A 12,517-nucleotide genomic window follows, 5' to 3' on the forward strand; every position below is an offset into this window, starting at 1 on the left:
ATGCTTGCCTCCTTGGTTCAGAAGCGCCAGGTGAGAGCCGCGCCGAGCTGCCAGGCGCCCGCCTCCACCTCGGTGGCGCCGATGGCCTCTTCGTTCTTCAGCGCCACGCCGGCATGGGCGTCGAGGGTCAGTCCGGCGTTGATGTCCCAGCCCAGCCCAAGGGTCACCTGGTCCTCCCAGATCACCTCGGCGTTGGTGGCCTGGACGTACTGGACCAGGGCCGGGTTGAGCGGCACCGTGCCGCCACCGAGCCACAGGGAGTCGATGTCGCCGACCGCGGAGCCCACGTCGTCGCGGATGGGACTGTCGGCATGGCTGTAGCCGATGCGCCAGCGCAGGGGACCGCGGCCGAGCTGGGCCCCGATCGCGGCGATGAGCTGGTTCTTGTAGAGGTCGCTGTAGGCCTCGGCGCTCTCCCAGTCCTTCCAGACCAGGTCCGCGCCCAGCAGCAGGCGCCCGCCCAGCAGGCTGTCCATCGCGATGCCGAGCCCCACTTCCCGGGGCTGCTCGAAGGTGGGGCTGTGGTAGCTCGATGCCCCGTACTGGACCATGTTCTCGTACTCGATGGACAGCGGAGTGCGGTAGTAGCCGCCCAGGGTCAGTCCGCCGGCGGTGTAGGTGGCGCCGAGTGTGCCGCGGATGCCGAAGTTGCTGGTGGAGGCAGTATTGCCGTTGAGGCCGGCCTGTCCCAGCCCCATGGCCACCGTGGCGGCGGCTCCGAGGCTGAGGCGGTCGGTGATGCGCCGGCTCAGGGCCGCGTTGGCGCCGAACACCAGAATTTCCGCCAGGGGATCCAGGCTGCCCGCGATGCCGCGGAAGTCGGAGCCGACCCCGGCGATGACGCTCAGGCCGAGCCCCAGGGTGGTGTCCGGCCCCAGCGGTTGGCTGATGGCCACGTTGGGCACCAGATAGGGACCGGCCCCGGAGTCGCCCGACCAGGCGCTGCCGGTGGTGCTGCCGTCGTGGCGGGCCTCCACGCGGGGGGTGTAGAAGGTGGCGCCGAACATGAACCGGGTACCGTCCAGTTGCCCCAGGGTGGCGGGGTTGCCGAACACGGCCGAACCCACATCCTGGGGCCGGGCGACGCCCACGCCGCCCATGCCGCCGGCGGCGGGCATCATGGTGAGGTTGAGGTCGGTGCCGTAGTTGGCGGCGCCGACCCAGGCCGGAAGGGTGAGCCCGGCCGCCGCGAGAGCGGCGGCCAGGGGGGTTGCACGAAATATCCGCATCGGGGTGTCTCCGGGCTCAGGCGGCGCTGGTCTGCAGGCTGCGCAGCTGCCGGCCGTTGACACTTGCCGTCCCGCTGACGGGGATGGCGCGGCTGAGGATGTCCAGCACCGGGCAGTGGCTCTCCACCGTTTCGATGAGCCGGGCCAGGGTCTCCTCGTCGGCCTGGCTCTCGATGCGGGTGTCGAAGGTGATGCGCTTGTAGCCGGGGGGCACCTCGGCGTCGAGGCCGAAAAGACCCTTGAGGTCGAGGTAGCCGCGCGCGCTCACCTCCACCGAGGTCAGCTCGACACCCATCACCGAGGCGTAGGCCGAGTACATGATCTCCTGGCAGGTGCCGAGGGCGGCGAGCACCAGCTCCACCGGGTTGGGGGCCGAGTCCTGGCCGCCCAGCTCCGGCGGCTCGTCGATGGTGAAGGAGGGGAATTCGCGTATCTGGACGCGGCAGCGGACATCCTCCTCGAGCACGCTGCTGGCGCGGAAAACCACGTTCGACTGGCTGGGGTTGTTCTGGATGTTCCCGATGGTCTTGAGCAGCGCGGCCCGGACATTTTCCTGGGACATGGGTATTTCCTCCTCGCAGGATTCTGTATAGGTCCGCCGCGGTGCAGTGCCGCGACGGTGCGGGCGCGTCAGCGCCCGCAGTTCAATGCTGGGAGGAAAGTCGGCGGGGGGAAATTCGCGCGACTACGGTGGGGACTCCGTAGAACTACAGGGTTCCGGGGCCGGCGCGGCTGCCGCGCCGGCCCCGGCGGCGAGGAGCAGGGTGGCCAGCCCGGCCACCGAGCGCACCTCGAGCTTGCGCAGGATACTGGCCCGGTGGGCCTCCACGGTGCGCGGGCTGAGCGCGAAGGCGCGCGCCACCTGCTTGTTGGACTCGCCCCGGGCGAGGTGGTGCGCCACCTCCGTCTCCCGCGGGGTGAGCCGGGCCAGGCGCAGCGCCGCCCCGGCCTCGGCCCGCTGCCGTCTCCAGCGCTCCGCGTCCCGCTCCAGGGCCTCGCGGATGCGCGCGAGCAGGACGTGGTTGCGGAACGGCTTCTCGATGAAGTCCAGCGCGCCCCGGCGCATCATCTCCACCGCCATGGCGATGTCGCCGTGGCCGGAGACGACGATGACGGGCAGGCCGGGATCCCGTTCGGCCAGGGCCTGCTGCAGTTCCAGGCCGTCCATGCCGGGCAGGCAGACGTCGGTGACCAGGCAGGCGGGGCCGGCGGGTGTGTAGGCTTCAAGGAAGGCGAGGGCGGAGTCGAACTCCCGCGCCGGCAGGTGGACCGAGCGCGCCAGCACGGCGATGGCCTCGCGGATGGCGGGATCGTCGTCCACCACGTACACGGTCCCGGCGGGGGCGGAGGTCATGGGCCGGCCACCGGCAGGGTGAAGCGGAAGCGGGTCTCCCCGTCCTCCACGGTGCAGGCGATGCGCCCGCCGTGGTCCTCCACGATGGTGCGGCTGATGGACAGCCCCAGGCCGAGACCGCCGCTGCGGGTGGTGAAGAAGGGGGTGAACAGCCGGGTGCAGTGCTGCGGGCTGATGCCGCAGCCATTGTCACAGACCTGGAAGGCGATGGTCGCCCCGTCCTCGAGCGCCGCCTCCAGGTTGATGCGGCGCTCGCCGGCGGGGACCCGGGCCAGGGCCTGGATGGCGTTGGTGATGAGGTTGATCAGCACCTGCTCGATCTGCACCCGGTCGGCGCGTACCGGCGGTAGGTCGGGCGTGACGGAGCTGTGCAGGATCACGCCGTGGTGGCGCAGCTCCGCGGCGGTGAAATGCAGCACGTTGTCGACGATGACCTGCGGCGGGGTGGCCGCCGGCCGCGGGGCGCGCTTGCGCACGAAGTCGCGCAGCCGGCCGATGATGGTCGCGGCGCGGCCCGACTGTTCCACCACGCGCTCCAGCAGGTTCCGCACCTCGCCGTCGGCGCCGGGCAGCGCGGCGGCCGATTCCGCGTAGCTGGAGATGGCGCACAGGGGCTGGCTCAGTTCGTGGGCCAGCCCCGAGGCCAGTTCGCTCAGGGTGCTCAGCCGGCAGACGTGCGCCAGCTCGGCCTGCTGCTGGCGCAGCTTGGCCTCGGCACGCTTGCGCTGGTCGATGTCCCGGGTGATGGCCAGCAGGGCGTCGATATGCCCCTCGCCGTCGCGCAGCGGCGTGGCGTGGGTCTCGAGCCAGCGGCGCCGGCCGCCGAGGCCCGTCACCTCGAAGGCCAGGGTGGCGCGCTCGCCGGCGAAGACCCGCCGGGTGAGGGCCCGGTAGGCCGCGTGATAATCGGGGACCAGGAAATCGTAGACGGTGCGGCCCACCACCTGCCCGGAGGAGACGGCGTCGAGCAGGGCGCGGCCGGCCGGGTTGATCTCCAGGATGACGCCCTGCCGGTCGTGCAGCTTCACGCACTCGGGCTCGGACTCGATGATGGTCCGCAGGCGGTTGCGCTGCTCCTCCAGCTGCCGCGTCATCCACTTGCGCTCGGTGATGTCGCGGGTGATGGCCAGCAGTCCCGTCACGGCACCGCCGGGGGCGGCGCGCAGGGGCACGGCGTGGGTCTCCAGCCAGCGCCGCCGGCCGCGGAAGGTGAGCAGCTCGAACTCCATGGTGCCGGGCTCGCCCCTGAACACCGCCTCGGTGAGGGCCCGGTAGGCGGCGTGGTGTTCGGGGGCGATGACGCCGTAGACGGAGCGGCCGACGATGCGTCCCGGACGGCTGGCCTCCAGCAGCGCCAGCCCGGCGGCGTTCATCCGCTCGACGATGCCCTCCCGCGATTGCAGCTTGACGCACTCCGGGGCGGCCTCGAACAGGGTCCGGAACAACAGGTCGTCGCCCCGGGCGCCACGCCGCCGCGCCTGCCGCCGCAGGCCCAGCCAGGCGGCGCCGCCGCCCGCGGCGAGCCCGGCGGCGAGTGCGCTGATGAGAGCGGCGTGGGTCATCGGTGCTCAGTCCGGCGCGAAGAGCTCTCCCCTGCCGTCCGTGGCCAGGTCGCCCACCCAGCGCTGCAGCGGGTCTCCCCGCAGCCGTTCCGCCCAGGCCGGCTGGTGGCGGGCCAGCACCGGGATGAGCAGCTCGAGAAAGCCCGGACGCCAGGCGCCGGTGGCGTTGAAGGTGGGCGGCAGCCCTTGCGCCGGTGTGCCCAGCAGCAGCGTTCCCCGGCGCATGCCGGTGCCGGCCAGCGCGCCGGCCCGGCCCAGCACCGCCACGGTCCCGGCGATGATCCGCGCCGCGCAGCACTCCCCGGCGTCGCCGTCCACCAGCAGCAGGCCGCGGCGCATCCGCTCCCCGGCGCGGGCGCCGGCGTTGCCGGCCACGTGCAGCACCCCGCCGGTCATGCCGCGCCGCTCCCCGGCGCGGGGGGCGCCGGGACGCTCGCCGGCATCGCCGTGGACGCGGATCTCCCCGCCGGCCATGGCGCTGCCGGTGAAGGGCCCGCTGCTGCCGCGGATCTCCAGCACCCCGCCGCGCAGCCCCTCGCCGGCGTACCAGCCCACGTCCCCCTCCACCAGCACCCGGCCGCCGTCGAGTCCCGCCGCCACGCCGTCGAGGCGGGGATCGCCGCCGAGGATGCGCAGCTCGGCCGGGTCGCCGGGGCGCACGCGGAACAGCTCGCCGAGGGCCACCGGCGTCCGGCCGCAGGGCAGCGCCAGCCGTTCGATGGCCCCCGCGCCGAGCCCGGCGAGCCGGTCCGGGCGGAGGCCGGAGAGATCCACCCGGCCGGGGAGTGGCTGCCTCAGCTCCAGGGTCAGGGCGCTCATGCCAGCACCTCCCGCAGGGGGTAGTGGAACTGGCCGAGCCGGCCGCCGTAATTGCCCGCCGAGATGCGGCGCACCCCGCTCTCCGGGCCGCCGGCGCAGGCCGCCCCGATGCCGGCGCGCAGGGCGCCGCGCACGTCGGCGTCGGTCAGGCCGTTGACCACGATCTCCAGCACCGCCCGGATCTCCGGCGCCAGGCGCGATTCCACCAGTCCCCGCAGGGTGGGGCAGTAGGCGTCGTTGGTGGAGGCGGGCAGGGCCTTGTACTTGGAGCCCACCTTGGAGCCGGAGCGCACCACGCCGCCCGGGAAGGGGAGTACCACGTTGGGCAGCCGGCGCATGGCCGTCACGGCCGCCTCGCAGGCCGCGAGCGCCGCCTCCACCCCGGTGGCCAGCACCAGGAAGTTGCCGCCCCCCACCGCCTTCACCCGGGCGCTCAGCTCCGCGCACAGGAACTCCCCGTCCATCACCGGGATGCGCCAGTAGCGCCGCCCGTCGATGAGCTTGCTGGCCTGGTGGCCGTCGCCGAAGAAGCGCAGCCGCTGGCCGAGGGGGACCGGCTTGCCGCCCTCCGGCCCGGCTTCCATCCCGGCGAAGAGGGCGGTGGTGGGGCAGGTGAGCACGCACTGGCCGGCGCGCCGCTCGAGGTGCTTGGCCAGGTCGTCGCCCGACATGGCGAACAGCAGCACGCTCACGCCCGGGCGGCCGTCGGGTGTCTGCGCCGGCGCCAGCTCCGCCTCGATGCCCGCCTCCACGCCGCAGCCGATCACCGAGGTGGCGAACCCGGTCATGGTCTCGGCGGCGGTCCGGGCCCAGCGGGCGCTGATGGCGGTGATGATCACCCGCGTGGCCTGCATGCCGAAGGCCTCGGCGAAGGTGTCCTCGATCTCGACTCCGTTCAGGTGCACGGCGCTCCTCTTCGGCTCCGGGGCGGCCGGCGGTATGCCGGCGCGGTGTCTTCTCCCGATAGCAGGGTCCGTGCCAGCGCCGCCGGGGCCATGGAACCGGGCGGATGGGGGCCGGACCGGGACGGTGGCGGTGTCCCGTGTGCGCAGGGACCGTGACAGTGTGCCCCAGCCCGGTGGCAGCGGTGCGCCGCACGGGGCCGGGGCGGCGTGGTGAATCCCGGGCTTGCGGCGGTTGGCATGGTCGTTGCGATGGTGGGCGGCATGGACAGCGGAGCGCATACAGAGATGGCCGGCGGCGTCCGGGTGGAGACCCCCACCCGGCTGCACCTCGGCTTCGTGGACCTCAACGGCGGGCTGGGGCGCCGCTTCGGCAGCCTCGGCCTGACCATCGACGGCTACGCCACCCGGGTCCGGGTGGCGCCGGCGGCGCGGGACGGCGCCGAGGGGCCAGAGGCCGGGCGCGCCCTGGCCTATGCCCGGCGGGTGCTGGAGGCCGCCGGCCATGCCGGCGCGGTGCGGGTGCGGGTGGAGTCCACCGTGCCCGCCCACCAGGGGCTCGGGTCGGGCACCCAGCTCGGCCTGGCGGTGGGATGCGCGGTGGACCGGCTGTTCGGGCTCGGCCTCGGCACCCGTGGCGTGGCCCGGATCGCCGAGCGCGGCGCCCGCTCCGGCATCGGCATCGGCGCCTTCGACCAGGGCGGCTTCCTGGTGGACGGCGGGCGCGGCGCCGGTGACGGGCTGCCGCCGGTCATCGCCCGCCACCCGTTCCCGGAGGCATGGCGGGTGGTGCTGCTGCTGGACGCGCGCGGCGGCGGTCTGCACGGGCCGGCCGAGGCGGCGGCGTTCCGCGCGCTGCCCGAGTTCCCGGCGGAGCGGGCCGCCCATCTCGGCCGCCTGGTGCTGCTGGGAATCCTGCCGGCGCTGGCGGAAGCCGATTTCGAGCCCTTCGCCCGCGGGGTGGGCGAGCTGCAGCGCACGGTGGGCGATCACTTCGCCCCGGCCCAGGGCGGGCGCTTCACCAGCCCGGCGGTGGCCGCGGCGCTGGCCTGGTGCGAGGCCCGGGGGCTGTACGGCGTGGGCCAGAGCTCGTGGGGACCCACCGGCTTCGTGCTGGTGCCCGACGCCGATACCGGTTCGCGGCTGGTGGCGGGGCTGCGCCGGCGCTTCGGCGAGCTCGGCCCGCTGCGCTGCCGGCTGGTGGCGGCCCGCAACCACGGCGGCCGCATCGATGTGGGGGCGCGGCCGGAGCGGCTGCGCCGCGTGACCTGAGAGGAGCTGCCACCCCGATGGAGAAGCCGTACCTGCTGCACCTGCTGACCCCGGCGAAGAACCCGAGCCCGTTCGACGTGAACATGGCCCTCGACGCCGGCTGGAATCACTGCATTCCCTATACCGGGGTCGCCCTGGAGGAGGTGCCCGGGCTGGTGCAGGACGCCATCTTCTCCCGCGGCCCCAAGGGGGTGGCGCGCACGGGCCTGTTCCTGGGCGGCCGGGACGTGCACCTGGCCATGGAGATGCTGGAGCGGGCCCGGGCCGCCATGGTGCCGCCGTTCACTGTGGCCGTGCTGGCCGATCCCAGCGGCGCCTTCACCACCGCCGCGGCCATGGTGGCCTGCGCCGAGCGGGCGCTGCGGCAGCGCGGCCTGGACGGCCTGGCGGGACGGGAGGTGCGGGTGTTCGGCGGCACCGGCCCGGTGGGCACCAGCGTCGGGATCCTGGCGGCCGGGGCGGGGGCGCACGTGCGCCTGGTGAGCCACGAGGGCGCGGGTCCGGCGCAGGCCGCGGCGGCACGCTGCGAGCGCTACGGGGTGCGGCTGCAGGGCGGCGACGGGAGCGGCGCGGACGCCATCGCGGCGCTGCTGGCGGATGCCGAGGTGGTCTTCAGCGCCGCCCGCGCGGGCGTGCAGGTGCTCGACTCCGGGCTGCTCGCCGGCGCCGGACGGCTGGAGGTGGCCTGTGACGTGAACGCGGTGCCGCCGGCGGGCATCGCCGGGGTGGCGGCCGGCGCCGACGGCGAGCCGCTGGCGGGCACCCCGCGCGGGGCCGCCGGCCTCGGCGCCCTGGCGGTGGGCAACATCAAGTACCGCACCCAGCAGGCGCTGCTGCAGCGCCTGCGTGGCGGGGAGGCGGTGGACCTCCACTTCGGGCAGGCGCTGGAGGTGGCCCGTGGGCTGTGCGACTGACAACGCGCCGCTGCTGCTGGCGGCCACCAGCGCCCGCGCCCTGGCCCAGTCCGCCCGTCGCGGCGGCTTCGCGGTGCGGGTGCTGGATCGTTTCGGCGACCTGGACACCCGCGCCGCCGCGGACGGCTTCGCCCTGTGGCCGGAGACGGCCGGGGCCGTGGCGCTGGCCCGCCTCGGCCGGGCGCTGGACCCGGCCGCGGCGCTGGTCTACGGCGCCGGCTTCGAGGGGGCGGCGGAGTCGCTGCGGGCGCTGGCCGCGGGGCGGCGGCTGTACGGCAACGCGCCGGAGGTGCTGGAGCGGTTGGGCGAGCCCCGGGCGCTGTTCGAACTCTTCGCGCTGCTGCGCATCCCCCACCCGGAGGTGCGCTTCCGGCCGCCGCGGCGCCTCGACGGCTGGCTGTGCAAGGACGCGGGCGGCTGCGGCGGGATGGGCGTGGGCCCGGCCCGGGTGCAGGCCGGCTGTCCCGCGGGGCGCTACTGGCAGCGCCGGCTCAACGGTCCGGTCCACTCCCTGCTGTTCCTGGCCGACGGCGAGCGGCTGCAGGTGGTGGGCTGGAACCGGCTCGACGCCTGCCGCATCGACCACGGCCATCCCTATGCCTACGCCGGCGCCTGCGGGCGCGCCGCCCCGCCGGCCCACCTGCGCGGGGCGGCCCTGCGCCACGCCCGGCGCCTGGTCCGGGCGCTGGGCCTGGTGGGGCTGAACGGCATCGATTTCATCGTCGCCGGCGCCCGGGTGCGGCTGCTGGAGCTCAACCCGCGCCCGGGTGCCAGCTTCGCCCTCTACGACGCCGACTGGCCGGGCGGGCTGCTGCGGGCGCACGTGGGCGCCTGCGGCGGTCGGCTGCCGGTGGCGGGGCGTACGCCGCCGGGCCCGGCGCGGGCGCAGCGGGTGCTCTACGCCGCCGTGGAGACGCGGATCCCCCCGGATTTCCACTGGCCGGAATGGTGCGCGGACCTGCCGCGGCCGGGGAGCGCCGTCGCCGCCGGCGAGCCGGTGTGCAGCGTGCTGGCCGAGGCGCCCACCGCGGGCGCCGCGCGGCACCAGGGCGCCCGGCGGGTCGCGCGGCTGCGGCGCCTGCTGGGGCACGCCGGGTGCAGGAGGGCGGCATGAGCGTTCAGCCCCTGCAGTCGCAGCCGGCGCCCAGCGTCAACGCCCTGAGCGCGCCGCTGGTGGAGTCCCTGGTGGCGGACGCCGCGGCCCTGCGCCTGGGCGTGCGCCGCCTGGCGGACGGCGCCACCCTGGTGGACGCGGGCATCCGCGTGCCGGGCGGACTCGAGGCGGGCCGCCGCATCGCCGAGATCTGCCTTGGCGGGCTCGGCCGGGTCAGCCTGCTGTCCGACGGCGCCGGCGACTGGCCCCTGGGCGTGCACGTGCATACCGCCCAGCCGGTGCTTGCCTGCCTGGCGAGCCAGTATGCCGGCTGGAGCCTGGCCCATGGCGAGGGCCGCGGCGCCTTCCACGCCCTCGGCTCCGGCCCCGGGCGGGCGCTGGCCCGCAAGGAGCCCCTGTTCGCCGAGCTCGGCTACGCGGATGCCGCGGAGCGCACCTGCCTGGTGCTGGAGACCGACCGCGAGCCGCCGCCGGAGCTGGTGGCGCGCATCGCCCGCGACTGCGGCGTCGCCCCCGGGGGGCTCACCCTGATCCTCACCCCCACCCGCAGCCTGGCCGGCACCGTGCAGGTGGTGGCGCGGGTGCTGGAAGTGGCCCTGCACAAGGCCCATGAACTCGGTTTCCCGCTCCCCGCGGTCGTTGACGGGGCGGGGGCGGCCCCGCTTCCGCCGCCCGCCCCGGATTTTTTGACCGCCATGGGCCGCACCAACGACGCCATCCTGTTCGGCGGCCGGGTGCAGCTCTACGTGGACGGCGACGAGGAGGCCGCGGGCGAGCTGGCCGAACGCCTGCCGAGCAGCGCCTCGCGGGACTACGGCCGCCCCTTCGCCGAGGTGTTCCGCGACTACGACCACGACTTCTTCCGCATCGATCCGCTGCTGTTCAGCCCCGCGCAGGTGCTGGTGAGCGTGCTCGCCAGCGGCCGCACCCACCGCGGCGGCGCCCTGGCGCCGGAGCTGCTGGCGGCGAGCTTCGGGGGCGGGGCATGAGCCTGCGCATCGCCATCGTCACCGACGACCCGGGCTGGCACGGGGCCCGGCTGCGGGCGGCGTTCGCCGCCCGCGGCTGCGCGGTGCGCCTGGTCTCCCTGCGCGAGTGCCGCCTGGAGACCGGGCCGGGCGCGCCCGGGGTGTGGCTGCCGGGCTTCGGCGGGCGGCTGCCCGACGGGGTGTTCGTGCGCGGGGTGCCGGGCGGCAGCCTGGAGGAGGTGGTGTTTTATCTCGATATCCTGCACGGCCTGCGCGAGCTCGGCGTGCCGGTGGTGAACGACGCCCGCGCCATCGAGCGCACGGTGGACAAGGGCATGACCAGCCTGCTGCTGCACCGGGCCGGGATCGCGACCCCCCCGGCGGCGGTGGTGACCGGGGCCGGGGAGGCGCGCCGGCGGGTGCTGGAGGCGCGGGCGCGGGGCGGCGAACTGGTGTGCAAGCCCCTGTTCGGCTCCCAGGGCGAGGGCGTGGTGCGGGTGACGGAGCCGGATCAGCTGCCCCCGGCCGCGGCGTGCCGGGGCGTCTGGTACCTGCAGCGGTTCGTCCCCGTCGCCGGGCGCTGCCACGACTGGCGGGTGTTCGTCATCGGCGGCCGCGCGGTGGCCGCCATGCGCCGCGAGGGCGAGGGCTGGGTGAGCAACGTGGCCCGCGGCGGGCGCTGCGAGGCGGCGCTGCTGGACGACACCCTGCGCTCCCTGGCCGAGGGGGCGGTGGCCGCGCTGGAGATGGACTACGCCGGGGTGGACATCATCCGCGACGCCGACGGCCGGGCCTGGGTGCTGGAGGTGAACAGCGTGCCGGCCTGGAAAGGGCTGCAGTCGGTCTGCAGCCTGGATATCGCAGCGGCGCTGGCGGACCACTGCCTGCGCCGCTGCGCCGGCGCGCCGGCGGCGCTGGAGGCGCTGCCGTGAGCGCCCGGCGCCTGCGGGCGGCCTACCTCGAGGCGTGCCGGCTGGACCTGGCCGCCCTGAAGCCGGGCAACGTGGGCTGGCACGCCCCCGGCCACGGCATGGCGCCGCGGGACTTTCTGCTCAGCGCGCGGGTGAGCGCCGCGGCGCTCACCCGCGCCGGCGCCGGGCTCGGGGGGCGCATCGAGGCGGCGGTGGCGGCCACCCGCGCGGCGGTGGGGTGCAACACCAACCTCGGCATCCTCCTGCTCTGCGCGCCGCTGCTGGAGGCGGGGCCGGCGGAGGGGCCGGAGCAGCTGCGCCGGCGCCTGCAGGCGGCGCTGGCGCGCTGCGGGGTGGCCGAGTGCGAGGCGGTCTACCGCGCCATCCGCCAGGCGGCGCCGGGCGGCCTCGGCCGCAGCCCGCGCCATGACGTGCACGGGCCGGCGCGCACCGGGCTGGTGACGGCCATGGCCGCCGCCGCCGCCCGCGACCGCATCGCCCGCCAGTACGCCACCGGCTTCGCCGACCTGTTCGGCTACGCCCTGCCGCGCCTGCGCCGCCACCTGGCGCGCTGGGGCGACCGGGCCTGGGCGGCCAGCGCCCTCTACCTGGACCTGCTCGGCCGCTACCCCGACAGCCACGTGGCGCGCCGTCATGGCGCGGCGGCGGCCGAGCGGCTGCGCCGGCGGATGGCCCCCCACGCCCGGGCGCTGGCGGCGAGCACCCGGCCCGCGGCGCGGCGCGCCCGCCTGCTGGCGCTGGATCGAACCCTGAAGAAACGCGGGATCAACCCGGGCACCACGGCCGATCTGACCGTGGCGACCCTGCTGGCGGAGCGGCTCACGTCGGGCCGCCGGCAACCGATCCCGATCCCTGGCCGGGAACCCGGGGAGGTCCCGGCACCGGCAGTACCACGACCCCTGAACGAAAGAGGAGCAAGACAATGGCAGTGATCAACCGCACGATGGTGGGCGAGGCCCTGGTGGGCGACGGCAACGAGGTGGCCCACATCGACCTCATCATCGGCCCGCGCGGCTCGGCCGCCGAGACGGCCTTCTGCAACGGTCTGGTCAACAACAAGGACGGCTTCACCAGCCTGCTGGCGGTGGTGGCGCCGAACCTGCCCTGCAAGCCCAACACCATGATGTTCAACAAGGTCACCATGAAGGGCGCCAAGCAGGCGGTGCAGATGTTCGGCCCGGCCCAGCGCGGCGTGGCCATGGCCGTGGCCGACTGCGTCGAGGACGGCACCATCCCCATGGACGAGGCCGACGACCTGTTCATCAGCGTGGGCGTGTTCATCCACTGGCTGGCCGAGGACGACAACAAGATCCAGGACTACAACTACGAGGCCACCAAGCTCTCCATCCAGCGCGCCGTCGCCGGGGAGCCGAAGGCGGCCGACGTGGTGGCCCGCAAGAGCGTCGAGCAGCACCCCTTCGCGGCCCACGGCTGAGGGTCCGGGTAAACCC

The 12,517-nt window shown here is 75.2% G+C and carries 13 protein-coding genes; 7 read left to right on the forward strand and 6 right to left on the reverse strand.

What is annotated here, in order from left to right:
• Positions 1-17: 17 nt before the first annotated feature.
• The 6 genes from DFQ59_RS11350 to fhcD all read right to left on the reverse strand — a co-directional run bounded on the left by DFQ59_RS11350 (position 18) and on the right by fhcD (position 5,869).
• Positions 18-1,229: an OmpP1/FadL family transporter gene (locus tag DFQ59_RS11350; protein WP_114279828.1), complete on the reverse strand. Its 1,212-nt coding sequence runs from the start codon at positions 1,227-1,229 to the stop codon at positions 18-20.
• A 16-nt stretch (positions 1,230-1,245) separates the two neighbouring features.
• Positions 1,246-1,791: an OsmC family protein gene (locus tag DFQ59_RS11355; protein WP_114279829.1), complete on the reverse strand. Its 546-nt coding sequence runs from the start codon at positions 1,789-1,791 to the stop codon at positions 1,246-1,248.
• Positions 1,792-1,914: 123 nt separating this feature from the next.
• A complete protein-coding gene (locus DFQ59_RS11360) occupies positions 1,915-2,583 on the reverse strand; it encodes a response regulator transcription factor (RefSeq protein WP_114279830.1) in 669 nt (222 codons plus the stop codon).
• Positions 2,580-4,145, reverse strand: coding sequence for a PAS domain-containing protein (locus DFQ59_RS11365; protein WP_114279831.1), 1,566 nt, complete (start codon positions 4,143-4,145; stop codon positions 2,580-2,582). Before DFQ59_RS11365 ends, DFQ59_RS11360 begins: the two co-directional genes overlap by 4 nt.
• A 6-nt stretch (positions 4,146-4,151) precedes the next feature.
• On the reverse strand, positions 4,152-4,964 hold the full coding sequence (locus tag DFQ59_RS11370) for a formylmethanofuran dehydrogenase subunit C (protein ID WP_114279832.1): 813 nt from the start codon (positions 4,962-4,964) through the stop codon (positions 4,152-4,154).
• Positions 4,961-5,869: a formylmethanofuran--tetrahydromethanopterin N-formyltransferase gene (gene fhcD, locus DFQ59_RS11375; RefSeq protein WP_114279833.1), complete on the reverse strand. Its 909-nt coding sequence runs from the start codon at positions 5,867-5,869 to the stop codon at positions 4,961-4,963. Before fhcD ends, DFQ59_RS11370 begins: the two co-directional genes overlap by 4 nt.
• A 237-nt stretch (positions 5,870-6,106) precedes the next feature.
• On the opposite strand from fhcD, the gene DFQ59_RS11380 reads away from it, so the two are divergent.
• Genes DFQ59_RS11380 through fae form a run of 7 tightly spaced genes read left to right on the forward strand, consistent with a single transcriptional unit; the run spans position 6,107 to position 12,501 of the window.
• Positions 6,107-7,138, forward strand: a complete 1,032-nt coding sequence (locus tag DFQ59_RS11380; protein ID WP_245937261.1) for a beta-ribofuranosylaminobenzene 5'-phosphate synthase family protein — start codon at positions 6,107-6,109, stop codon at positions 7,136-7,138.
• A gap of 17 nt (positions 7,139-7,155) precedes the next feature.
• The gene (locus DFQ59_RS11385) at positions 7,156-8,052 is read left to right on the forward strand and encodes an NAD(P)-dependent methylenetetrahydromethanopterin dehydrogenase (RefSeq protein ID WP_245937262.1); all 897 of its coding nucleotides are present in this window, start codon (positions 7,156-7,158) and stop codon (positions 8,050-8,052) included.
• Entirely contained in the window at positions 8,036-9,166 is a 1,131-nt protein-coding gene (locus DFQ59_RS11390; RefSeq protein WP_114279835.1) for an ATP-grasp domain-containing protein, read from the forward strand. The genes DFQ59_RS11385 and DFQ59_RS11390 overlap by 17 nt, the downstream gene beginning before the upstream one ends.
• Positions 9,163-10,155, forward strand: a complete 993-nt coding sequence (gene mch / locus DFQ59_RS11395; protein ID WP_114279836.1) for a methenyltetrahydromethanopterin cyclohydrolase — start codon at positions 9,163-9,165, stop codon at positions 10,153-10,155. The genes DFQ59_RS11390 and mch overlap by 4 nt, the downstream gene beginning before the upstream one ends.
• Complete coding sequence (locus DFQ59_RS11400; RefSeq protein WP_114279837.1) at positions 10,152-11,066, forward strand: ATP-grasp domain-containing protein; 915 nt, start codon at positions 10,152-10,154, stop codon at positions 11,064-11,066. Before mch ends, DFQ59_RS11400 begins: the two co-directional genes overlap by 4 nt.
• On the forward strand, positions 11,063-11,998 hold the full coding sequence (locus DFQ59_RS11405) for a triphosphoribosyl-dephospho-CoA synthase (protein ID WP_211314907.1): 936 nt from the start codon (positions 11,063-11,065) through the stop codon (positions 11,996-11,998). The genes DFQ59_RS11400 and DFQ59_RS11405 overlap by 4 nt, the downstream gene beginning before the upstream one ends.
• Positions 11,989-12,501, forward strand: coding sequence for a formaldehyde-activating enzyme (gene fae / locus DFQ59_RS11410; protein WP_114279838.1), 513 nt, complete (start codon positions 11,989-11,991; stop codon positions 12,499-12,501). Before DFQ59_RS11405 ends, fae begins: the two co-directional genes overlap by 10 nt.
• Positions 12,502-12,517 lie beyond the last annotated feature (16 nt).

This window comes from Thioalbus denitrificans, assembly GCF_003337735.1.
Taxonomy (GTDB): Bacteria; Pseudomonadota; Gammaproteobacteria; order DSM-26407; family DSM-26407; genus Thioalbus; species Thioalbus denitrificans.

Excerpts from the sequence above, each read along its gene's own strand:
- DFQ59_RS11370 (WP_114279832.1), bottom strand. The coding sequence starts at position 4,964 with ATGAGCGCCCTGACCCTGGAGCTGAGGCAGCCACTCCCCGGCCGGGTG.
- DFQ59_RS11365 (WP_114279831.1), bottom strand. The coding sequence starts at position 4,145 with ATGACCCACGCCGCTCTCATCAGCGCACTCGCCGCCGGGCTCGCCGCG.
- DFQ59_RS11385 (WP_245937262.1), top strand. The coding sequence starts at position 7,156 with ATGGAGAAGCCGTACCTGCTGCACCTGCTGACCCCGGCGAAGAACCCG.
- mch (WP_114279836.1), top strand. The coding sequence starts at position 9,163 with ATGAGCGTTCAGCCCCTGCAGTCGCAGCCGGCGCCCAGCGTCAACGCC.
- DFQ59_RS11360 (WP_114279830.1), bottom strand. The coding sequence starts at position 2,583 with ATGACCTCCGCCCCCGCCGGGACCGTGTACGTGGTGGACGACGATCCC.
- DFQ59_RS11355 (WP_114279829.1), bottom strand. The coding sequence starts at position 1,791 with ATGTCCCAGGAAAATGTCCGGGCCGCGCTGCTCAAGACCATCGGGAAC.
- DFQ59_RS11380 (WP_245937261.1), top strand. The coding sequence starts at position 6,107 with ATGGTCGTTGCGATGGTGGGCGGCATGGACAGCGGAGCGCATACAGAG.
- DFQ59_RS11400 (WP_114279837.1), top strand. The coding sequence starts at position 10,152 with ATGAGCCTGCGCATCGCCATCGTCACCGACGACCCGGGCTGGCACGGG.
- fae (WP_114279838.1), top strand. The coding sequence starts at position 11,989 with ATGGCAGTGATCAACCGCACGATGGTGGGCGAGGCCCTGGTGGGCGAC.
- DFQ59_RS11350 (WP_114279828.1), bottom strand. The coding sequence starts at position 1,229 with ATGCGGATATTTCGTGCAACCCCCCTGGCCGCCGCTCTCGCGGCGGCC.